This is a genomic window from Flagellimonas sp. B-3, from assembly GCF_056857835.1.
Genome location: NZ_JBSXNW010000012.1, coordinates 1 through 22,379, shown reverse-complemented (window position 1 = coordinate 22,379; position 22,379 = coordinate 1). Strand labels below are relative to the sequence as shown.

The window sequence follows — 22,379 nt, the reverse complement described above, 5'->3', positions numbered from 1 at the left end:
GAACTCTATGGAAACCAAAATACGATGGGGCATTGTTGGCCCGGGAAAAATAGCTAGAAAATTTGTATCGGACCTTATGCTCGTTGATGATGCCGAGATTGCTGCGGTGGCATCAAGGTCATTGGAACGGGCCGAAGCTTTTGCAAATGAATATAATGTACAACACACTTTTGGAAGTTATGATGCATTGTTCCGGTCAGGAACAGTAGATGTGGTTTATATAGCCACACCGCATAATTTTCATAAGGAATTGTCCGTAAAAGCCCTTGAAAATGGTATTGGGGTACTTTGTGAAAAACCAATGGGCGTCAATAGAGCGGAAGTGGTGGAACAGGTAGATGCTTCCAAACAAAACAACGCTTTTTTAATGGAGGCCATGTGGTCTAGGTTCAATCCATCCATCAAAAAAGTAAAGCAATTGGTTGATGAAGGAGTGGTGGGTGATTTGAAATACATCCATGCGGATTTTGCATTTTACGGTTTGGACAGAGATTTGGACTCTAGATTACTGAATCCCGATTTAGCTTCGGGCAGTATATTGGATATAGGTATTTACCCAATTTTTCTATCTTATTTGTTGTTGGGCATGCCAGATGATATTATGGCTGCATCCAAGTTCCATGAAAATGGAACAGAACTCCAAACCAGTATGATTTTTGATTATAAAGAAGCCCAATCAATCCTCTACAGCGGACTTACAAGCGATTCTAAAATGGAGGCTGAAATATCAGGTAGCAAAGGACAGTTGTTTTTAAAACCTAGATGGCACGAAGCAGACGAGTATACCTTGGCAAAAGATGATAAAACCAATAAGTTCAGTTTGCCTTTAACCGGAATTGGCTACTACTACGAGATTTTGGAGGTGCACAAATGTTTGCGTGAAAACAAAATTGAAAGTGACCTATGGTCACATCAAAATAGCTTGGATTTGTCAGAGTTGTTGGACAAGGTCAGGGAAAAAAGTGGTGTAAGCTTCCCTTTTGAAACATAATCCTTAATAATAACTTTACATTATATCTATTTTTACGATATTTGAAACCCTTCAGAAATTTAAACAATGAGTATGAATAAGAACACAGTGCTGGCCTATGCCACATGGATTATGATTTTGGTAGGTTTGGGTATGATAGCACTTGGAGCTTTTAAATATGATGAAGTAGCAGGATGGGGCTTTGCTGCTGTTGGAATTGGATTTTTTGCCGTAGCTTGGGTGTTCAACGCCTTAAAAGGCAGAGTATAGCCTCTTTTTCTTAAACCATTTAATTTATAGTAGATGTCAGACGATAAAAAAGTCATTTTTTCAATGTCTGGGGTTACCAAGACCTTTAAAACGGCCAATACCCCCGTACTTAAAAACATATACCTAAGCTTTTTCTATGGAGCCAAAATCGGAATTTTGGGTCTAAATGGTTCAGGTAAGTCCACCTTGTTGAAAATAATCGCGGGTGTGGATAAAAACTATCAGGGCGATGTGGTTTTCTCGCCGGGTTATTCAGTTGGTTATTTGGAACAGGAGCCACAGTTGGATGAGAACAAAACCGTTCTTGAAGTGGTAAAGGAAGGTGTTGCAGAAACCGTCGCTATTTTGGACGAGTACAATAAAATCAACGATATGTTCGGCTTGCCCGAAGTATATGAGGATGCGGACAAAATGCAAAAGTTGATGGACAAGCAAACTGCGCTTCAAGATCAGATAGATGCTTCCAATGCTTGGGAACTGGATACAAAATTGGAGATTGCGATGGATGCCCTTCGTACCCCAGAATCTGACAAGAAAATAAGCGTACTTTCCGGCGGTGAGCGTAGAAGAGTGGCCTTGTGCCGTTTGTTGTTGAAAGAACCGGACGTGCTTTTGTTGGATGAGCCTACCAACCACTTGGATGCCGAGTCGGTACATTGGTTGGAGCACCATTTGGCACAATATAAAGGAACGGTTATTGCTGTAACACACGACCGTTATTTCTTGGACAATGTGGCTGGTTGGATTTTGGAACTGGACCGCGGAGAGGGTATTCCCTGGAAAGGAAACTACTCTAGCTGGTTGGATCAAAAAGCGAAACGATTGGAGCAGGAGAGCAAACAAGCTTCTAAACGCCAAAAAACTTTGGAGCGTGAGCTGGATTGGGTTCGCCAAGGCGCCAAAGGAAGGCAGGCAAAGCAAAAAGCCCGTTTAAAGAATTATGACAAACTCCTGAGTCAAGATCAAAAACAGATGGAGGAGAAGTTGGAAATTTATATTCCCAATGGACCACGTTTGGGAACCAATGTGATCGAAGCCAAGGATGTAAGCAAAGCTTTCGGTGACAAGTTGTTGTACGAAAACTTGAACTTTAACCTACCACAGGCAGGGATTGTTGGTATTATTGGCCCGAACGGTGCGGGTAAGACCACTATTTTTAAAATGATCATGGGCGAGGAGACTCCCGATAAAGGGGAGTTTATCGTTGGTGAAACTGCAAAATTGGCCTATGTGGACCAATCGCATTCCAATATTGATCCCGAAAAAACCATTTGGGAGAATTTTAGCGACGGCCAAGAATTGATTATGATGGGAGGAAGGCAAGTAAATTCACGCGCCTATTTGAGCCGATTCAATTTTTCAGGAAGTGAGCAGAACAAAAAGGTGAGTATGCTTTCCGGTGGGGAACGGAACCGTCTCCATTTGGCGATGACGTTAAAAGAAGAAGGTAATGTGCTGCTTTTGGACGAGCCTACCAACGATTTGGATGTGAATACACTCCGTGCTTTGGAAGAAGGTCTGGAGAACTTTGCGGGTTGTGCTGTGATTATATCTCACGATAGATGGTTCTTGGATAGGATTTGTACCCACATCCTTGCGTTTGAAGGGGATTCGCAAGTATATTTCTTTGAAGGTTCTTTCTCTGATTACGAGGAGAACAAAAAGAAACGCTTGGGAACGGATATCATGCCCAAGCGTATCAAATACAAAAAATTGATTCGTTAAAGGAGGAATTATTCTTCTCCACCGAGATTTTTGATGCCTTCCTCCAACAGTTTTTTAGCTTTTTCCAAATAAGCTTTTTGGTGAGCTGCCAAGCTGTTTGGGTCTTGATTGTTACCCGCAGAGGCTGGACCAATGGAACTGGATAGTTCCACCAATTGCGCAATGGCTTGTTCTGCTGATTGGAGTTTGTCATTGGCATGCTTTTCAAAAACCTTTATCATTTCCAGTTCCATAGAGTTAACGGAAGCGGTTTTGGTTTTTTCTTCAACAGCATTTTCTTCGTAGTAACTAGAAGAATCTTCGGTCGCAGTTGTAGTTGTTGAATTGCCAAGGGTACATTGGTCAATAATTGTAATCAATTCGTTGATTTCACCAAGAGCCTTTTTTGTGAAGAACCTACCAGTTTCCCAGTCAACCGGTTCTATGGCCTTGTCCAAGGTTTCCATGGCGTCCAAGGTTTTGTTTTTGGCTTTGTCGCAACTACATTCGGCCATAAACGCTTCAGATTTTTCCAAAGCGGTGCGTGCCCTTTCGGCATAATACATTTGGTGCTCAAAATTCGTAGCGTTCATGGCTTTTTTGCCATGGCTGAGCGCATAGGTTACTTTAGCGTAAAAATTATCACATTGATTAGAGTAGGTAGCTTGTACGGCAAAAAAGATTGCCAAAACTACTAAAACATGGGATTTGGGAGCCATATTCAAGTTTTTTGGTTATTAAGTTTGTTGTTCTAACGATAAAATTAGGTAATTATTTCATGTGCTTAAAAATCATCGTTGGGATACCAGTCCAATTGTACCACTTCTATATCGGAATCTCCTTCGTTCACAATCGTTTTGAATTTTTCAACATCGCTTACCTCGGGTCTTCCCCTGAAGTGATATGGGTAAACTTGTTTGGGTTTGAATTCCAACACTGCATCGGCAGCGCTTTCCACGGTCATGGTGTAGGGTAGGTTCATACAAATGAATGCTTTGTCAATATTTTCCAAGGAACGCATTTCAGGAATATCTTCGGTATCGCCTGAAAAATAAATACGTTCATCACCAAAGGTGAAAACATAACCATTTCCTCTGCCTTTTACATGGAAGTCTTTGGCCTCTTCACGCAAATTGTACATAGGAATGGCTTTTACGGAGAAACCAGCGATTTCTTTGGTCTCTTCATTCTCCATAGTAATTGTTTTGGAAGATAGGTTTTCCTCCATTTGTTGTTTTACCGCGTCGGGGGCAACGATCTGGACACTTTCAAGGTCTAATTCATTTAAGGTTTCAGGATTAAAGTGATCGCCATGTATATCGGTAATAAAAATTATGTCTGGCGATTTTTGCCCCTCAAAAGCTGCTTTGCCGCCAACGGGATCTATATAAATGGTATTTCCGCTCCACTCTATTACGGCTGTAGCATGCACAATAGGTGTTATTTGTGCAGGTGCTGCAACTTCAACCTCAGTAGTAGTTTCTTCTACCTCGGCAGTTTTTTCATTCTTTTCTTCCTTCTGTTTACAGGAAATCAGGAATATCAGCAAAGCACTTGCAGTTAAAAGTATATTTTTTATCATGGTCTATCTTTTTTTTAATCCTCCTAAAAATAAGGGATAAAGGGCAGAATAATAATTTTTTGTGAACATTATTTTAAATCAAATAATCCAAATACAAATCTGATGCGTATATAAACCAAATGCGATTGATTAATAACCTTAAACGAGAATCAATTAAAACAAAAAGTTATGACTGAAACAAAAAATAACAATAACGGATTGAAGGTAGTTGCTGGTCTGTTGGGTGTAGTTCTTTTGGGAACCATTATATACACTGTTAGTCTTTATCAAGATAAAAAAGCAACCACAGAAGCCCTTACTCAAGAGAAAGAATTGGTTGTAGAGGATTTGAACAATTTGAAGTCCGAATACGACAAGGCTATTTTGGAAAGCAACGCTACCAACGAAGAATTGGTTGCTGCTAGAGATAACATTGCAAAGTATATCGATTCTGTAAGCAGCATGAAAGCTGATATTGCTACGCTTTCCCGTTACAGAAGACAAGTAAGTGTTCTTAAAGCTGAAAGAGAGGAACTATTGAAACAAGTTGATTCCTTGACGCAATCCAACAGCTTGTTGGCCATGCAAAGAGACAGTACTTTTGCCGAATTGGAGCAACAAACCGTATTCAACGATTCTTTGATCATCCAGAACACTCAATTGGCCGATGCTGTTGAAAAAGGTTCTGCACTTAACCTAAGCACTATTAGTGTTGACGCCATTAAAGAAAGAAACAGTGGTAAATTGGTTTCTACAAGAAGAGCTAGAGCCACTGATAAATTTAAAGTTTGTTTTACCATTGCCGATAACTTAATCGCCGAAGCTGGAGACAGAGAATTCTATATCGAAGTTCTTGGACCACAAGGTAACGTTCTAGGTGAAGGTCTTACAAAAACTACAGAAGAAGGTAGCTCCCTTACGTACAGTAAAGGAACAAACTTTTACTACGAAAACGATGCTTTGGACGTATGTGACTATATAAACAAGCCTAGTGGAGATTTCCAAGATGGAAATTACATGGTAAATGTTTATGACAACAAGTTGAAATTGTTGGGCACTTCCAGCTTCGAATTGAAATAGTAAACACACACTATCACCATAATAAAAATGCCCGTCCAATTTTGGACGGGCATTTTTTATGTTTTTAAGTGAAATAAACTATTTAAGGCTACCTACCATATCTTCTGGTTTAACCCACTCATCATATTCTTCGGGGGTTACATAACCAAGGTTAATGGCTTCCTCTCTAAGGGTTGTTCCATTTTTGTGCGCTGTATTGGCAATCTCGGCAGCTTTATAATAACCGATTTTCGTATTCAACGCAGTAACCAGCATCAAAGAATTGTTCAATAAGGTTTTAATGGTCTCGTGGTTTGGCTCAATGCCAGCAGCACAGTTTACATCGAAGCTAACACAGGCATCGCCTATCAATTGAGCGGATTGCAAAATATTGGAAGCCATAACGGGTTTAAAGACGTTAAGCTCGTAATGCCCTTGTGTTCCACCTACACTAATGGCAACATCGTTGCCCATAACCTGTGCGCAAACCATGGTCAAGGCCTCACATTGAGTAGGGTTCACTTTACCTGGCATAATGGAACTTCCAGGTTCGTTGGCAGGAATAATAATTTCCCCAATTCCAGAACGAGGTCCAGAAGCCATCATACGGATATCATTGGCAATTTTGTTCAGGGAAACGGCCAACTGTTTCAATGCACCATGACTTTCCACAATGGCATCGTGGGCCGCCAAAGCCTCAAACTTATTCTCAGCGGTCACGAAAGGTTTTCCAGTAAATTCTGCAATGTACTTGGCGACAAGTACATCATATCCTTTAGGGGTATTCAAACCGGTACCCACAGCCGTTCCACCCAAAGCAAGTTCGCTCAAGTGAGGCAATGTGTTTTTCAGCGCTTTCAACCCATGGTTCAATTGGGAAACGTAGCCTGAGAATTCTTGACCCAAGGTTAGGGGAGTGGCGTCCATCAAGTGGGTTCTACCAATCTTTACCACATCCTTGAACTCTTCGGATTTCTTCTGCAATGTGTCCCGCAGTTGTTCTACACCAGGAATGGTTACTTCCACTATTTTTTTGTAAGCTGCAATGTGCATTCCTGTCGGGAAGGTATCATTGGAAGATTGACTCTTATTCACGTCATCATTGGGCTGAATGGTTTTTTCACCCTCTCCAATTTTTTTGCCAGCGATTTCGTGGGCACGATTGGCGATTACCTCGTTCACGTTCATGTTGCTCTGCGTACCGGAGCCAGTTTGCCAAATGACCAAAGGAAACTGGTCATCGTGCTTGCCATCCAGTATTTCATCACAAACCTGTGCAATAAGGTCTCTTTTTTCTTGACTGAGCACTCCCAATTCGTGATTGGTATAGGCCGCGGCCTTTTTTAAATAAGCAAATCCGTACACTACATCCAAGGGCATGGATGCGGGAGCACCAATTTTAAAGTTGTTTCGGGAACGTTCGGTTTGGGCGCCCCAATATTTATCGGCGGGTACTTTTACCTCGCCCATGGTATCTTTTTCAATCCTGAAACTCATAGTTTAAAATTTTGTTGTACAAAGGTAGGATATAGGGCATTTATTTGGTAGTTCATCGAGATAAATACACTTTTTTTTGCCCATCTATTTGTTTTTTTTGATAAGAAGAAAGTATCTTTGTTAAAACAAAAGGAGTAAAGATGTTCGAATTTGACCAATATTTAGGTTTTTTAGCTTTTCTAACAATTTTGACAATCGGTTTTTGGTTGATGATATTCTTGTTGACCTTTGTGGTTCCTTATTGGTTGATTGGTAACCTTAGGGAAATGTTTAAAGAAAGAAAAGAGGCAAAACGCGCCCAACTAAAAGAATAAAAAGATAAACAAAAAAGAAGCCAATTGGCTTCTTTTTTGTTTAAGATTAGTTTTCATTTGGCTTGAGAACTAATTTTTTTGTCTTGTTTAAAATCAAATTACATAAAGCAAAAAAAGCAGCCGTTCGGCTGCTTTTATATTTAAGTTTCGGGGAAACTCGCTTTTTTGTTAGTCTTAGTATTGTCCTTCGCCCTCATCGTCACCAGGACCTTGTTGTCCGCCCCTTTGGCGTTGCTCCTTAGGTTGGTTAAACCTATAAATAAAGGATAAGTTTACCTGTCTTTGTCTCCACTGGAACTCACTGTCCGATGTAAATGTAGGTGTTTGTGTAAAAGACCGTCGCTTTCTGGAGTTGAACAAGTCACTGGCATTTAAGGATAATGTAGCCTTATCATCGAAAAGATCTTTGCTTATCGCTAAGTTTAGCGAGAACATTGGATCGGATTCTGTTTGGGCATTTTGCCTTGGGCCCATATAAAAGGAGTTGGCCTGAAGCTCTAATTTTCCAGGCAATGTAAACTTGGAGCTCAAACGGGCAAAATAGCTGGAATTGGTTGTTCCATAATCGACCCCGTTAAATGTTCCATCCGAAGAAAAAGTGAAAAAGTTGAAACTACCGTTCATTCTCCACCATTTAGTAGGGTTGTACATTACACCTGCTTCGGCACCGATACGCTCGTTGGTGGATAGGTTTATGGGAACCCTTCTAATGATCTGGATACCATCCGAAGTAAATTGACCCGTGTTTTCGGTAATAAACTCAAAAGATTGTGTTTCCCGTTGATAGTATACAGAAGAGGTAAAGGTTATCTTTTTCCACCTCTTCATATAACCCAAATCAAAAGCATTGGCAAAGGCCGGATCCAAGTCTGGATTTCCTTGAAAAACGTTTGTCCTACTAGATCTGGATGGAAATGGGTTGATAAACCAGCCCCTTGGCCTGTTTATCCTCCTGTTGTATCCAAGCGAAATGTTTTGGGTTTCAGAAATTTCGTAAACAAAGTTGACTGTAGGGAAAAGTCCTAAATAGTTCTTATCAAAATTAAGGTCAACATCTTCCCCCACAAGTTCTTCCAAAGCCTGGCTGTCTATACTGGCATCTACCTCACCCCTCAATTCCGTATTTTCCAAACGCAAACCAAGTAACACAGAAAATTTACCGTACTTGTTCCCATATTGGGTGTAAAGTGCATTCACATTTTCGTGATAGGTAAATAAGTTGGTAAGATCTTGATTGGTAATGAAATTGCCTGTTCCTTGATCTAGGGTATCCAACTGGTAATCGTTTACCTCTTTTTCAAAAGTACCTCGGTAACCCGCCTCAAACTGAGCATCTCCCATGGGCAAAACGTAATCAATCTGAGCCAGAATATCGTCCTGTTTTTGTTTTTCGTAAATGTTTTCGAGTGCTATCAAACTATCACTTGGCACCGTACGGTCTTCCCGAATACCGGTCAAAACATCCTCATTATCATAAGAATACTGAAAATCAGCAGTCAACTTTTGTCCATCATCATCAATATTGTTGGTGTAATTAAAAGAGAACTGTCGGCTGTTGTCCTTCTCTGCTTGATCTTCCGTTCTAAAGGTTCTACTGTTGATGCTTCCATCAGAAAACCGTTGATTGTCATTTTCGGTCAGATCATTTTCATCTGACCATCTGTAGAAAAAGCTACCGGTAATCGAGGATTTTTCGGTTAGAAAATACTCCATACCAATATTTATATTGAAGCCATCATCATTTCTACTGATATCTCTGTCTTCGTAAATTCTATCAAATTCACTTTGTTCGGATAGATAGGTATTATCATTGTAACCGCCCCCTGGAGATTCTCGGTGAAAATACCCCAAGGTGTTAAAAATGTTGAACTTTTCAGTTCGGATATTAAAGTTGGTAGTGGCTCTGGCATTAAAAGGGATTCCCCCTGTTAGGTTAATAGAACCATTGATGCCCAAGGTCTTCTCCTTTTTAAGCACAATGTTCAAAATACCTGCGGTACCCTCAGCATCATAACGGGCAGAAGGACTGGTAATTACCTCCACCTTTTCTATGGCATCGGCAGGTAGTTGTTGCAGTACATCGGTAGAGCCAAAACCGGCCAATGCGGATGGTTTCCCGTTGATTAGGATACGAACATTATCGTTCCCTCTTAAGCTAATGCCTCCCTCTACATCTACGGAAACAGAAGGGATATTGCCCAAAGCATCACTAACGTTGCCACCACTTGTGGTGATGTCCTTTCCAATGTTATACACTTTTTTGTCCAAACGGACCTCAACAGTGGTTTTTTCACCTACCACCTCAACTTCTGCAAGCTGGGCAACATCTGGGGACAAAGTAATTGAACCTAAATTGGTATCCGAATTGTACGTTTGTCCTTTTTGGGAGTATGTTTTATATGAAATAAATTCTACTCTAATATTATAAGTTCCAGGTGTGGTTTCAACCTCAAAATTACCAGAGAGGTCAGTGATTCCGCCAGTAACTTTGTCCGGGTTATCCGTATTTTGCAACACAAATGTCGCATATTCCAATGGTTGTCCAGATTCCGAATCAACCACTTTACCTGTAATAGTTATGTTTTTTTGGTCTTGTTGCGCCTTCCCTTTAAAAGTAGCCAGGGTCAATAGCAGCAACGGGATAATAATCCTTTGCATAGTTTGATTTTTACGCTGCAAAAATTGAAGGAAAAAAGGAGGCTACGAAATATAAATCCCCCAACAACGCAATTGAACCTGCGAATGACCTTAAAGAATTGTTAATCCCTGTTCTTCTTTTTTTTCTTCTTCTTCTTCTTCTTTTTCTTTTTGGCTTTGAAGTGGTTCTCTTGTAGCTCCATAAAGGCCTCGTATTTGTCTTCAGGCAGACCTGCCTTTAATTCGGCGTCTTGGCGTCTCTTTATTTTCTCGATTTCCTCTTTCATTTTAAGAGGTTCCAGTTCCAAGATTTGAAGCTCTATACGTTGTTGCACAGATTGTACCAATGAAGTGCGTACTACAGCTTGTTCAAAAGGGTCCAAGCCTATTGCCTCGGTAATGGAGGGCATTTGTTCGTCCACTAATTCCTCTGCAGTTGGTGGGGTTTCTTCTTTTTGGTTGTCCACAGGACCCGCTTGTGGCACATAACTACGTCCTCTGCCATACATACCGCGAGAACCGTATGGCGAACCATAACCGTATTGTGCATACATATCGTTAATGGCCAACATACCTATGAATAGGGTAATCAAGAAGAGGGTTTGTGTACTTTTCATGGGCTAAATATAATATTTAGGATTAATTTATATGCGTATTCGTTGTTAAATGTAACTGTATATCAGAATTATAGCAACTTGGCAATATTCTCTGGGGGTCTGCCCACAACTGCTTTTTTTCCATTCACAACAATGGGGCGCTCTATCAATTTTGGGTTTTCGGCCATCGCGGTGATCACCTCATCATCGGTCAGGGTTTTGCCTTTGAATTTTTCTTTCCAAATGGCTTCGGTTTTACGTACCAAATCTATTGGGGAAATTCCTAAATAATCAACTAAGGTTTTAAGCTCTTCTTTACTGGGAACATCGTCCAAATATTTTACAACTTCAAAATCTTTTCCAGATTTTTCCAATATGGCCAATCCTTCTCTGGATTTTCGGCATCGTGGGTTATGGTATATTTTAATCATGATTATTGTGTTATTCCTGTTCTTCTTTTTGTCCCATCATCATCAAATAGGCTTTTAAAAATGCGTCCAAATCACCGTCCATTACAGCATCCACATTTCCGGTTTCCTGTCCAGTACGTACATCTTTTACCAATTTATAGGGGTGCATCACGTAGTTTCTGATTTGTGAGCCCCACTCAATCTTCATTTTGGAGGATTCTATTTCGGCACGGGCCTCTTGTTTTTTCCGAAGCTCGATTTCGTACAGCTGTGATTTCAACATTTTCATGGCTGTGGCCCTGTTGTCGTGCTGAGAGCGTGAATCGGAACAGGATATTTGGATTCCCGTTGGCTTGTGCACCAATTGGACCTTGGTCTCCACTTTGTTTACATTCTGACCGCCAGCACCACTGGAACGTGCTGTGGTAATCTCAATGTCGGATGGATTCACTTCAATCTCGATACTGTCATCCACCAACGGATACACATATACGGAAGCAAAGGAAGTGTGCCGCTTGGCATTACTATCAAAAGGGGAGATGCGCACCAAACGATGGACTCCATTTTCTCCTTTGAGCCAGCCAAAGGCATATTCGCCTTCAATTTCCAAGGTAACGGTTTTAATTCCAGCTACATCGCCCGCTTGGTAATTGAGTTCCTTTATTTTGTAGCCGTTCTTTTCGGCCCACATCATATACATTCGCATTAGCATGGAGGCCCAGTCACAACTTTCGGTACCACCGGCACCTGCGGTTATTTGAAGTACTGCCGTGAGCTCATCACCTTCGTCCGATAGCATGTTGCGGAACTCCAGTTTTTCAATGGCCAATTGGGCTTTTTCAAACTGTTTGCTCACTTCCTCTTCAGAAACTTCACCAGCTTGTTGAAATTCCATAAGCACCTCAAGGTCGCCGATCAAGGTTTTGGCTTCCTCAAAATCTGCCACCCAATTTTTTTTGGATTTAATGGACTGCATTTGTTTTTGGGCTTCTTGTGGATTGTCCCAAAAACCGGGAGCAAGAGTTTTTTCTTCCTCGTTCTCTATCTCAATAAGTTTGGCATCAATGTCAAAGATACCTCCTTAACGCACCAAGGCGCTCAATAAGATCTTTCTGCTGATCTGTGGTTATCATGTATCGTATTTTGGGGTAAAAATAAGTTTCTTTCTGCACATGACCTTGGAAAAAGATAAGTTCAAGCATCAAACTCAAGTTCAAGTTCAAATATCAAGTTCAAGTTCAATCTCCAACTTTCAAGTACAAGTTTCCGATTGTATGTTTTAAATTCCAATAACCCAATAACCCAATAACCCAATAACCCAATAACCCAATAATCCAATAATCCAATAACCCAATCCAAAGAATCTATAATATATAAGTCTATCATCTTATATCGAAATGTAAAATGAATTCCATATTTTTAGGAACAATATTTCAACCAGATTATGAAGAACACAACTACGCTCATCACCTTATTTTATTTTGTTTGTGCCTCATTGGCAGCACAAACCTTTGAAAAAGCTAAAGACTTCCAGAAATTCAATGGCTACTTCAATTTTTTCTACGACGATTCAACCGACAAAATCTATCTTCAGGTAGATGAGCTCGAAAAAGAATTTCTATATGTTTATGCACTGAGCAGCGGCATCGGTAGCAACGATATTGGACTTGATCGTGGCCAGTTAGGCAACGAACAGGTAGTATTCTTTCGCAAAGCGGGAAAAAAACTGCTTCTGGTTCAGCCTAATCTGGAGTTTAGGGCCATCACCGACAACGAGTTGGAAAGAAAATCCGTGGAGCAGGCCTTTGCAAAATCAATCTTGGAAGGATTTGAAATTGTTGAGGAGTCCAAAGGGAGCTACCTTATAGATTTCACCGACTTTTTAATGCGAGACGCCCATGGAGTTTCCAACCGATTAAAGAGAGCTAAGCAAGGTTCGTACAGTTTGGACAAGTCCAAAAGTGCTTTGGCCTTTGATCGCACAAAAGCATTCCCTAAAAATGTGGAGTTTGATGTAACCTTGACCTTTAAGGGAGACCCACAGGGAGATTGGATTCGTTCGGTAACGCCTACAGCCAGTTTGGTTACCGTGGCACAACACCATTCATTGATTGAATTGCCCGATGATGATTTTGAGAAAAGGCTTTTTGATCCTCGAAGCGGGGGATACCCATTCTCTTATTACGATTATGCCACACCGGTACAAGAATCTTTGGTAAAAAGATTTATAAGAAGACACCGTTTAAAAAAGAAGGATCCCAACGCCGAAGTGAGCGAAGCTGTTGAGCCGATTATATATTATTTGGATAACGGAACCCCGGAACCTATCCGTTCAGCCCTATTGGATGGTGGGAAATGGTGGAACCAAGCGTTCGAGGCAGCAGGGTACAAAAATGCCTTTCAAATGAAAATGCTACCGGATGATGCAGACCCTTTGGACGTGCGTTACAATGTGGTACAATGGGTGCACCGTTCCACACGAGGGTGGAGCTATGGGGCCAGTGTTGTAGATCCACGAACCGGAGAAATCTTAAAAGGGCACGTTAGTTTGGGGAGTTTACGCATCCGTCAAGATTTTATGATAGCCCAAGCCTTGATGAACCAACCATTTGAAGAAAGAGACGACAACTATCAACCTATGTTGGAGTTGGCCTTGGCAAGAATCCGTCAGCTTTCCGCACACGAAATAGGGCATACGCTCGGTTTTGCCCATAATTTTGCAGCAAGCACCAACAATAAAGCATCTGTAATGGATTATCCGCACCCACAATTTGAGTTGGATGGAGGTGAAATCAGTTTTAAAAATGCCTACGATACTGGTATTGGGGAATGGGACAAAGTAACCGTAGCCTATGCCTACTCCGATTTTCCAAGCGGAACCAACGAGCAAGAAGCGTTGGATGCTATTCTGAAGAAAGCCCAAGATGATGGGTTGCGCTATATTTCCGATCAAGATGCCCGCCCTAAAGGCGGTGCACATGTGTTGGCCCATTTGTGGGACAATGGAAAAAGCGCCAGCCAGGAATTGGAGAGCATGTTGGAGATACGGAAAAAAGCGATAGAAAACTTTTCAATAGACAATATTAAAACAGGCGAAGCCTATTCTGTTTTGGAAGATGTGTTTGTTCCCCTGTATTTCTTCCACAGATACCAGACCGAGGCCGTTTCCAAGGTTATTGGTGGTTTGGATTATAATTATGCAGTTAAAAATGGTGGTCAAACGCCTGTAAAACCGGTCAATCAAGCTGTTCAAGAAGCAGCAATGGAATCCATTCTAAAAACATTGGACGCCGAGGTGATTGCGGTTCCTAAGGACAAATTAGACCTTTTTCCACCAAGAGCCATCGGTTTTAGCCGTTCCAGGGAATCCTTTAAAGGGAGGACAGGCGTAAGTTTTGATGCCCTTTCCGTTGCCGAAACCGCTGCGGATATGACCTTGGAACTATTGCTTCACCCTGAGCGAGCTTCCCGTTTGATTCAGCAAAAAAGCCTGGATAAAGGTCAAATGGGTTTAAAAGAAGTTTTGGATGAAACCATAAAAGGTACATTCGACCTTTCTCATCGCGATGATTACGAAGCAGAAGTGCAAAACACCATCAATTTTAGAGTGCTTTACCACATTATGAATTTAGCAGCTCACAATGAAGTGCATCCACAAGTAAACGCCATTGCCAACGAAGCATTGAATGATTTAAAAACACAATTATTGGGCAATGGAAAAAATGCCATATCGGCAGAAATGGTCAAGAGAATCGATGCATTCTTGAAAAAGCCATCAGAATTCAAACTTATTCCAGTTGAAAAAATTCCAGATGGGTCGCCCATTGGTATGGACTGCATGGACTAAATTATTTTATGGAGATAAATTTAATAAGTGACACCGTCACAAGACCTTCAACGGGAATGTTGGAGGCCATGATGCATGCGAAAGTAGGGGACGATGTTTTTAAGAACGACCCTACGGTAAATGAATTGGAAGCTAAAGTTGCCGAGTACTTTGGTATGGAAGCTGCACTATTTTTCCCAAGTGGCACTATGACCAATCAAACGGCGATAAAAATTCACACCAATCCCGGTGACCAGTTAATTTGTGATAAATATGCGCACGTCTACAATTACGAAGGGGGAGGCGTCAGCTTCAACAGTGGTGTTTCCTGTAAACTGGTGGATGGCAACAGGGGGATGATGACCGCAGAACAGGTCGAAGCTTCCATAAACCCGCCCGATTTTTACCACAGTCCATTAACCGCTTTGGTCTGCATAGAAAATACCACGAACAAAGGGGGTGGAGCCTGTTGGGATTTTGAGGAATTAAAAAAGATTCGAAAAGTCTGCGATGAGCACAATCTAAAATATCATTTGGATGGCGCCCGACTTTGGAATGCCTTGGTTAAAAAGGGCGAAGACCCAAAAAACTACGGGCAGTTGTTCGATACGATTAGTGTATGCTTAAGTAAAGGCATGGGATGCCCCGTAGGTTCCGTTTTGGTAGGAAGCAAAGATGATATAGACAAAGCCTTGCGCATCCGTAAAATTTTTGGTGGCGGCATGCGTCAATCGGGTTATTTGGCCGCCGCAGGGATTTATGCTTTGGATAATAACGTAGAACGATTGGCGGAAGACCACAGAAAAGCTGAGGAAATAGGGGAGGTGCTTCAATCTTTGGAGTTCATCAAAAAAGTGGAACCCATTGAGACCAATATCATCATTTTTGAAATTGATGAGGCAAAGATGTCATCTGAGGCATTTTTGGAACAATTGACCAAAAATCAAGTATCCATCATTGGGATGGGGCAAGGTAAATTACGCATCGTCACCCATTTGGATTATACCGATGCTATGCACGAGCACTTTTTAAGGGTTTTGAAAAATATTGGGTGACGGTTTGAGTTCTCGATACGCTTCGCACTCGAACTGACATAGTCATTACTTCATAAAAGCATCCATCCCGGGAATATTCGGCATACCTTCTTTGGCCACAGCGGCCAATTCAGCTTCGTTTACCTTGGTGGCTTTTTCAATGGCTTTGTTCAAGGTAAGTACCAAATAGTCTTCCAATTGCTCTTTGTCCTCCAAAAGCGAATCATCAACAGCAATGGATTTTATTTCCCTATTGGCCGTAAGGGTAACTTTTAGGAGTCCATCGGAGGACTCTTCATCAATCATCACGGTGTTCAAACGCTCCTTTGTCGCTTCTACCTTCTTTTGGGTTTCTTTGATTTTACCCATCATTCCCATTAAATCTCCGAACATAACTTTAAATTTTATATGTATTTACTAACATCTTTACGGTTATCTGTAATGTCGAGCGTAGTCGAAACACTTTAACTCACCCTTCGACTCCGCTCGGGGTGACAAAACTCGGACAAATAAGTGATAATTATCAAACGTAAGTTCAAAAGTAGTAAATTGGCTAAAATACTATCCCATGAAACTAATCAATTCAAGAGTTTCTATTCTGGTTTTATGCCTTATTTTTGCGACCGCTTGCAAAAACAACAAAGACGAATCCATGAGTATAGCTCCCCCGGTAGCACCCAAACATCCTACCCAACTAGAAAAACACGGCGATGTTAGAATCGACGATTATTATTGGATGAACAATAGGGAGGACCAACAGGTTCTTGATTATTTGAACGCCGAGAACGAGTACTATCAAAAAATGACCGCCCACACCAAGGAGTTTCAAGAGAAACTTTTTAAGGAGATGAAGGGTAGGATCAAGGAAGATGATTCGTCTGTTCCCTACAAATTGGATGGGTATTGGTACATTACCCGCTATGAAGAGGGCAAGGAGTATCCCATATATTCCAGGAAAAAGGAAAGCTTGGATGCCGAAGAAGAATTGTTGTTCGATTGCAACGAAATGGCCAAAGGCCACGAATACTTCAACTTGCGTGGTGTTTCCATAAGTCCGGACAATACCATGGCCTCCTTTGGAACGGATACCATTTCCAGAAGGCAGTACAATATTCAGGTGAAAAACTTAAAATCGGGTGAAATTTATCCCGATATTATTGAGAATACAACGGGAAGCGCTGTTTGGGCCAACGATAACAAAACGCTGTTCTACACCAAAAAAGACCCGGTAACCCTACGTTCAGATAAAATTTTTAAACACGTACTGGGAACATCTTCAGAAGATGATGAATTGGTTTTTCATGAAAAGGATTCTACTTACAACACCTTTGTTTACAAGACCAAATCCAGAAAATATATCGTGATTGGCTCTAGCAGCACGTTGACATCAGAATATAGAATTTTGAATGCGGATGATGCCGAGGGCGAATTCAAGGTGTTTTCCCCACGAGAAAAAGGGGTGGAGTATGGCATATCACATTTTGAAGGTGATTTTTATGTGTTGACCAACAAGGACAAGGCCACCAACTTTAAGTTGATGAAAACCGATGAGAACCATACATCATCGGAACATTGGGAGGAGTTTATCCCGCATCGGGAAGATGTTTTGTTGGAAGATGTCGAAATTTTCAGGGATTATTACGTGCTTACAGAGCGCAACAATGGCCTCACTCAAATGAAGATTGCCAAATGGGACGGTTCCGATAGTTACTATTTACCTTTTGATAGTGAAACTTACGTTGCTGGACCTTCTGTCAATTTGGATTTTGACACCAAAATACTTCGTTACTATTACAACGAAATGGGAGAGCCTTATGCCATAATTGATTTTGATATGGAAACCAAAACCAAAACCGTTATGAAGCAACAAGAGGTTTTGGGAGGTGAATTTAATAAAGATAACTACAAAACAGAGCGCTTGTGGGCAACGGCCAGGGATGGTAAAAAAGTACCAATTTCCTTAATTTACCGTAAAAACACCCCTTTGGATGGCACAAGTCCGTTGTTGCAATACGGTTATGGCTCTTACGGTGCCACCATAGACCCCTATTTTTCATCCATACGGTTGAGTTTATTGGACCGTGGGTTTATCTACGCCATTGCCCATATTCGTGGTGGGGAATATTTGGGGAGGCCTTGGTACGAGGATGGAAAGCTGTTCAATAAGAAGAATACGTTTACCGATTTTGTCGATGTTTCTCAATATTTGATTGACCAAAAATATACGACCCCGGAACATTTATATGCCATGGGCGGCTCTGCCGGTGGGCTTTTGATGGGAGCCGTAATCAATATGGCACCAGAACTATATAATGGAGTAATCGCGGGAGTTCCTTTTGTAGATGTGGTCACTACCATGTTGGACGATACCATTCCGTTGACCACGGGAGAGTATGACGAATGGGGAAATCCAAACGAAAAGGAATATTACGATTACATTAAATCTTATTCCCCTTATGACAATGTAGAGGCCAAGGCATACCCAAATATGTACGTATCCACCGGATTGCACGATTCCCAAGTGCAGTATTGGGAACCGGCCAAGTGGGTGGCCAAATTGAGGGAATATAAAACCGACGGCAACCTATTGTTTTTGGATACAAATATGGATGCTGGTCACGGTGGAGCCTCGGGCCGATTTGAAGCTTTAAAGGAAACGGCGAAGGAATATGCCTTTATTTTAGACCTTGAGGGAAAAGCCCTTTAAAAAAAAATGTTACATTTGCATGGAATAATTTTATTTTAAGGTAAGATTGTTCCCTACCTAATACCAGTTATGAAGAAACAGATAAATGCGCACAGCAATATCCTAGACCTAATTGGAAGTACCCCCTTAGTTAAGCTAAACAGAATTACTGCCCCACTTACCGGAAATTTTTATGCTAAGCTGGAATGCTTTAACCCCGGACATTCTTCAAAAGATAGAATTGCGATTCATATTATTGAAGAAGCCGAGCGAAAAGGGCTTCTTAAACCGGGTAGCACCATTATCGAGACCACATCTGGCAACACAGGCTTTAGCTTGGCCATGGTGAGTATTGTTAAAGGCTATAAGTGCATATTGGCCGTAAGTTCAAAATCATCCCCGGACAAGATAGATATGTTGCGTTCCATGGGAGCCAACGTATATGTTTGCCCAGCCCATGTTAGCGCGGATGACCCACGTTCCTATTACGAAGTGGCCAAACGCTTGCACAGCGAAACTGAGAATTCAATTTACATCAACCAGTATTTTAACGAGTTAAATATAGATGCCCACTATTCCAGTACAGGGCCCGAGATTTGGGAGCAGACCAATGGTCAAATTACCCATTTGGTGGCTTGTAGCGGGACAGGGGGGACTATATCCGGAATTGCCCGTTATTTAAAGGAACAGAACCCAAATATTAAAATATTGGGGGTAGATGCTTATGGGTCTATTTTAAAAAAATATCACGAAACCGGAGAGTTTGATCACAATGAGGTGTATCCATACCGAATTGAAGGATTGGGCAAGAACTTGATTCCGGCAGCTACGGACTTTAATAGCATTGACAGGTATATTAAGGTAACTGATGGGGAAAGTGCCCACATGGCCCGTAAATTGGCCCATACCGAAGGCATTTTTGCAGGTTACACCAGTGGCGCCGCAACTCAGGCATTATACCAATTGAACACCGAAGGGGAGTTTACCGAGGACAGCAATGTTGTTGTGGTGTTCCCGGACCATGGTTCTAGGTATATGAGCAAGGTGTACAGTAACGAATGGATGGAAAACCAAGGTTTTTTCGACATCCAAAATGCCGAAATACCAGAAGAAATAAAGTATATTAAATAAACCAATACCCGATAATACTTATAGAACGGCAATGAAAAACATTGCCGTTTTTTATATCTGAACATTTCGTTATGCGAGGTTCATAAAAATATATACTTTTGCATTTGAATTAAATTTAAGGTAGATGAGAGATTTATTCGATAGAATCATTGAGAACAAAGGACCTTTGGGAAAATGGGCCTCACAGGCTGAGGGCTATTTTGTTTTTCCAAAATTGGAAGGACCTATTTCCAACAGAATGAAATTCCAAGGGAAAGATGTGATAACGTGGAGCATCAATGACTATCTGGGTCTCGCAAACCTACCTGAAATAAAGAAAGTGGACGGAGAGGCAGCATTGGAACACGGAGCTGCTTACCCAATGGGAGCCCGAATGATGAGCGGCCACACCGATTATCATGAACAGTTGCAAAACGAACTGGCAGAGTTTGTACACAAAGAAGCTTCATATTTATTGAATTTTGGATACCAAGGCTTTATGTCTGTAATCGACGCTTTGGTGTCTAAGGACGATATTATTGTATACGATGTGGATTGCCACGCTTGCATTATAGATGGTGTTCGTTTGCATATGGGCAAGCGTTTTACCTTTAAGCACAACGATCCTGAAAGCTTGGAAAAAAACTTGGAGCGTGCCACCAAATTGGCCAATGAAACCGGTGGAGGAATCTTGGTGATTTCTGAAGGAGTTTTTGGTATGCGAGGAGAACAAGGGATACTAAAAGAAATTGTAGATCTAAAGAAAAAATTCCAATTCAGGCTTTTGGTAGATGATGCCCACGGTTTTGGAACATTGGGAAAAACAGGTGCCGGAGCAGGAGAGGAGCAAGGCGTACAAGATGAAATTGACGTGTATTTAGCCACTTTTGCCAAGTCTATGGCAGGTATTGGCGCATTTGTAGCAGCTGATAAGGAAATCATCGAATACCTAAAATACAATCTTCGTTCCCAAATGTTCGCTAAATCATTGCCCATGGTTTATGTTAAAGGAGCGCTTAAGCGACTTGATATGTTGCGAACCATGCCAGAACTTAAAGCAAAGCTTTGGGAGAACGTAAATGCACTCCAAAATGGACTAAAGGAAAGAGGGTTCGACATTGGGACCACCACTAGCTGTGTAACCCCCGTTTATTTGAACGGAAGTATTCCAGAAGCAATGGCCTTGGTGAAAGATTTACGCGAAAACCATGGAATTTTCTGTTCCATTGTGGTATATCCCGTAATTCCAAAAGGATTGATTTTACTGCGTTTGATTCCTACGGCGACACACACCATGAAAGATATCGAAGAGACACTTGATGCTTTTTCCGCTATTAGGGAGCGTTTGGAAAATGGCACTTACAAAAGACTTTCGGCTGCCGTAGCTGCGGCTATGGGCGAATAAATTTTATGATGCGCTTGCCTTGTGAGGGGATTTTTGGCTATGGTTAAACTCAAGTTGTTCTACTTGGGTTAATGTAGATATTATTTCAATCGCTATTACTTTTTTCTTTCATCCATACCGGGCTTGTTTCCGATTTATGGTCTTTGCCAATTATATCTTTGTACAATTCTGGTTTTCTGGCATTCTTGTACCTCCAACCTCCTGAGAGTTGAATTTTATCTTTTGTTATTTTTGAAATTGTAATATCATTTTCAAAGGATTTTATTTCGGACAAAACTTCACCATAAGGGTCAATAATCATCGAATTGCCATTTTTTAAGTGCTCGCCATCGTAACCGATCGGGTTTGTAAATGCATAATAGACCCCATTGTCATAAGCTCTTGCAGGCAACCAACGCATTAACCAACGCCTGCCCTTTGGGCCATCGAATTCCATTCGTAACGAAACTGGGTCATCTTCGCGGTTTTGCCAATATTTATCGGCTACATAACCTCGATGTGGCATTGCAGATGGGGTACAGCCCGTAACATGTGGGGCAAAAATCAATTCTGCTCCCAAAAGGCTCGTTGCCCTAACATTTTCAATCACGTTATTGTCATAGCAGATTAAAATTCCACATTTCCAACCAAGTAGGTCGAATACGCAATATTCATCGCCAGCAGACATATACTTGCTAATAAACGGATGTATTTTTCGATATTTTGCAATTAGTCCTTCTCCAGTAACACAGATAAATGTATTGTATATTTTTCCGTCAGATATTTCTACGAGACCGGCCAAAATAGGAATGTCCAATTCTTTGGATATGGCAATCAATTCTTGTGTACTTTTTCCGTTAGGTACCTCTTCGGCCAAGCTCGTTATTTGTTCAAGACTTAAGTCTTTGGTAAAAGTATAGGCCGTAATCGACATTTCATGAAAACTGATTAAGTCGGCTCCTTTGGATTTTGCTTTTTTAGCAAGTTTTTTGATTACCGATAGATTATAGGCTTTATCACCGTCTTTTGGTTCAAATTGGGCTACTGATATGTTCATGTTTTATTGGGGTTGATTTTTTTGATTTTTGGTTGCATGGCTATCCCAACTAAGGTGAGTAGCGTTTTAAATTTGTATGTAACAGTTAAAGGTAGCTATTGGAGATTGATTCGCTATAGCCACTGTGCCTGTTGCACAAGTTAGCGAAAAAAGTCGTTGATGATCATTGCCGATCGGGAAAGGGATCGTACCTTAAAGGGATGCAAGGCAAGAAGGACTATCAGGAAAAGCTGTTCGCCCGGTTCCAACTCAGCGAACGAGTGC

Annotated in this window: 18 protein-coding genes; 9 read left to right on the top strand and 9 right to left on the bottom strand. The window is 41.2% G+C overall.

What is annotated here, in order from left to right; genetic code table 11:
• Window positions 1-7: 7 nt before the first annotated feature.
• The 3 genes from AC13CS_RS01875 to ettA all read left to right on the top strand — a co-directional run bounded on the left by AC13CS_RS01875 (window position 8) and on the right by ettA (window position 2,965).
• Complete coding sequence (locus AC13CS_RS01875) at window positions 8-991, top strand: Gfo/Idh/MocA family protein (protein ID WP_293162834.1); 984 nt, start codon at window positions 8-10, stop codon at window positions 989-991.
• 66 nt (window positions 992-1,057) lie between these two features.
• Window positions 1,058-1,240: a CAL67264 family membrane protein gene (locus AC13CS_RS01870; RefSeq protein ID WP_203532449.1), complete on the top strand. Its 183-nt coding sequence runs from the start codon at window positions 1,058-1,060 to the stop codon at window positions 1,238-1,240.
• 33 nt (window positions 1,241-1,273) lie between these two features.
• Complete coding sequence (gene ettA / locus AC13CS_RS01865) at window positions 1,274-2,965, top strand: energy-dependent translational throttle protein EttA (protein ID WP_293162838.1); 1,692 nt, start codon at window positions 1,274-1,276, stop codon at window positions 2,963-2,965.
• Between the two features lie 8 nt (window positions 2,966-2,973).
• Here ettA and AC13CS_RS01860 read toward each other — a convergent pair whose 3' ends face one another.
• Complete coding sequence (locus AC13CS_RS01860) at window positions 2,974-3,663, bottom strand: hypothetical protein (RefSeq protein ID WP_293162841.1); 690 nt, start codon at window positions 3,661-3,663, stop codon at window positions 2,974-2,976.
• A gap of 65 nt (window positions 3,664-3,728) precedes the next feature.
• The gene (locus AC13CS_RS01855) at window positions 3,729-4,526 is read right to left on the bottom strand and encodes an MBL fold metallo-hydrolase (RefSeq protein WP_293162844.1); all 798 of its coding nucleotides are present in this window, start codon (window positions 4,524-4,526) and stop codon (window positions 3,729-3,731) included.
• Window positions 4,527-4,694: 168 nt separating this feature from the next.
• Between AC13CS_RS01855 and AC13CS_RS01850 the strand changes: the two genes are divergently transcribed.
• Window positions 4,695-5,585: a hypothetical protein gene (locus AC13CS_RS01850; RefSeq protein WP_293162847.1), complete on the top strand. Its 891-nt coding sequence runs from the start codon at window positions 4,695-4,697 to the stop codon at window positions 5,583-5,585.
• A gap of 78 nt (window positions 5,586-5,663) precedes the next feature.
• On the opposite strand, the gene fumC is transcribed toward AC13CS_RS01850, so the two are convergent.
• The 5 genes from fumC to prfB all read right to left on the bottom strand — a co-directional run bounded on the left by fumC (window position 5,664) and on the right by prfB (window position 12,151).
• Window positions 5,664-7,061 (bottom strand): class II fumarate hydratase, encoded by a 1,398-nt coding sequence (fumC, locus tag AC13CS_RS01845; protein WP_293162850.1) that lies wholly within the window; start codon window positions 7,059-7,061, stop codon window positions 5,664-5,666.
• Window positions 7,062-7,549: 488 nt separating this feature from the next.
• On the bottom strand, window positions 7,550-10,033 hold the full coding sequence (locus AC13CS_RS01840; RefSeq protein ID WP_293162853.1) for a TonB-dependent receptor domain-containing protein: 2,484 nt from the start codon (window positions 10,031-10,033) through the stop codon (window positions 7,550-7,552).
• 101 nt (window positions 10,034-10,134) lie between these two features.
• Window positions 10,135-10,629, bottom strand: a complete 495-nt coding sequence (locus AC13CS_RS01835; protein WP_293162856.1) for a hypothetical protein — start codon at window positions 10,627-10,629, stop codon at window positions 10,135-10,137.
• 68 nt (window positions 10,630-10,697) lie between these two features.
• Window positions 10,698-11,039 carry an arsenate reductase (glutaredoxin) gene (arsC, locus tag AC13CS_RS01830; RefSeq protein WP_293162859.1) on the bottom strand — a complete coding sequence of 114 codons (342 nt, stop codon included), beginning with the start codon at window positions 11,037-11,039 and terminating at the stop codon, window positions 10,698-10,700.
• 10 nt (window positions 11,040-11,049) lie between these two features.
• Window positions 11,050-12,151, bottom strand: a protein-coding gene (gene prfB / locus AC13CS_RS01825) for a peptide chain release factor 2 (RefSeq protein WP_293162862.1) whose coding sequence is annotated in 2 segments (ribosomal slippage) — window positions 11,050-12,087 and window positions 12,089-12,151 — 1,101 coding nt in all. Because the reading frame shifts where the segments join, the coding sequence is not laid out codon by codon here.
• 311 nt (window positions 12,152-12,462) lie between these two features.
• Here prfB and AC13CS_RS01820 point away from each other — a divergent pair.
• Both AC13CS_RS01820 and AC13CS_RS01815 read left to right on the top strand, forming a co-directional pair.
• Window positions 12,463-14,865, top strand: a complete 2,403-nt coding sequence (locus AC13CS_RS01820; protein ID WP_293162865.1) for a zinc-dependent metalloprotease — start codon at window positions 12,463-12,465, stop codon at window positions 14,863-14,865.
• Between the two features lie 8 nt (window positions 14,866-14,873).
• Complete coding sequence (locus tag AC13CS_RS01815) at window positions 14,874-15,899, top strand: GntG family PLP-dependent aldolase (RefSeq protein ID WP_293162867.1); 1,026 nt, start codon at window positions 14,874-14,876, stop codon at window positions 15,897-15,899.
• Window positions 15,900-15,944: 45 nt separating this feature from the next.
• On the opposite strand, the gene AC13CS_RS01810 is transcribed toward AC13CS_RS01815, so the two are convergent.
• A complete protein-coding gene (locus AC13CS_RS01810; RefSeq protein WP_293162869.1) occupies window positions 15,945-16,271 on the bottom strand; it encodes a YbaB/EbfC family nucleoid-associated protein in 327 nt (108 codons plus the stop codon).
• A 175-nt stretch (window positions 16,272-16,446) separates the two neighbouring features.
• Between AC13CS_RS01810 and AC13CS_RS01805 the strand changes: the two genes are divergently transcribed.
• From AC13CS_RS01805 to capB, 3 genes are all read left to right on the top strand, one after another.
• Complete coding sequence (locus tag AC13CS_RS01805; RefSeq protein WP_293162872.1) at window positions 16,447-18,585, top strand: S9 family peptidase; 2,139 nt, start codon at window positions 16,447-16,449, stop codon at window positions 18,583-18,585.
• A gap of 69 nt (window positions 18,586-18,654) precedes the next feature.
• A complete protein-coding gene (gene capA / locus AC13CS_RS01800) occupies window positions 18,655-19,695 on the top strand; it encodes a cysteate synthase (RefSeq protein WP_293162875.1) in 1,041 nt (346 codons plus the stop codon).
• 124 nt (window positions 19,696-19,819) lie between these two features.
• Window positions 19,820-21,079: a cysteate-C-fatty acyltransferase gene (capB, locus tag AC13CS_RS01795; RefSeq protein WP_293162878.1), complete on the top strand. Its 1,260-nt coding sequence runs from the start codon at window positions 19,820-19,822 to the stop codon at window positions 21,077-21,079.
• Between the two features lie 85 nt (window positions 21,080-21,164).
• Here the strand turns inward: capB and AC13CS_RS01790 are convergent, their stop codons facing one another.
• Window positions 21,165-22,115, bottom strand: coding sequence for a nitrilase family protein (locus AC13CS_RS01790; RefSeq protein WP_293162881.1), 951 nt, complete (start codon window positions 22,113-22,115; stop codon window positions 21,165-21,167).
• Window positions 22,116-22,379 lie beyond the last annotated feature (264 nt).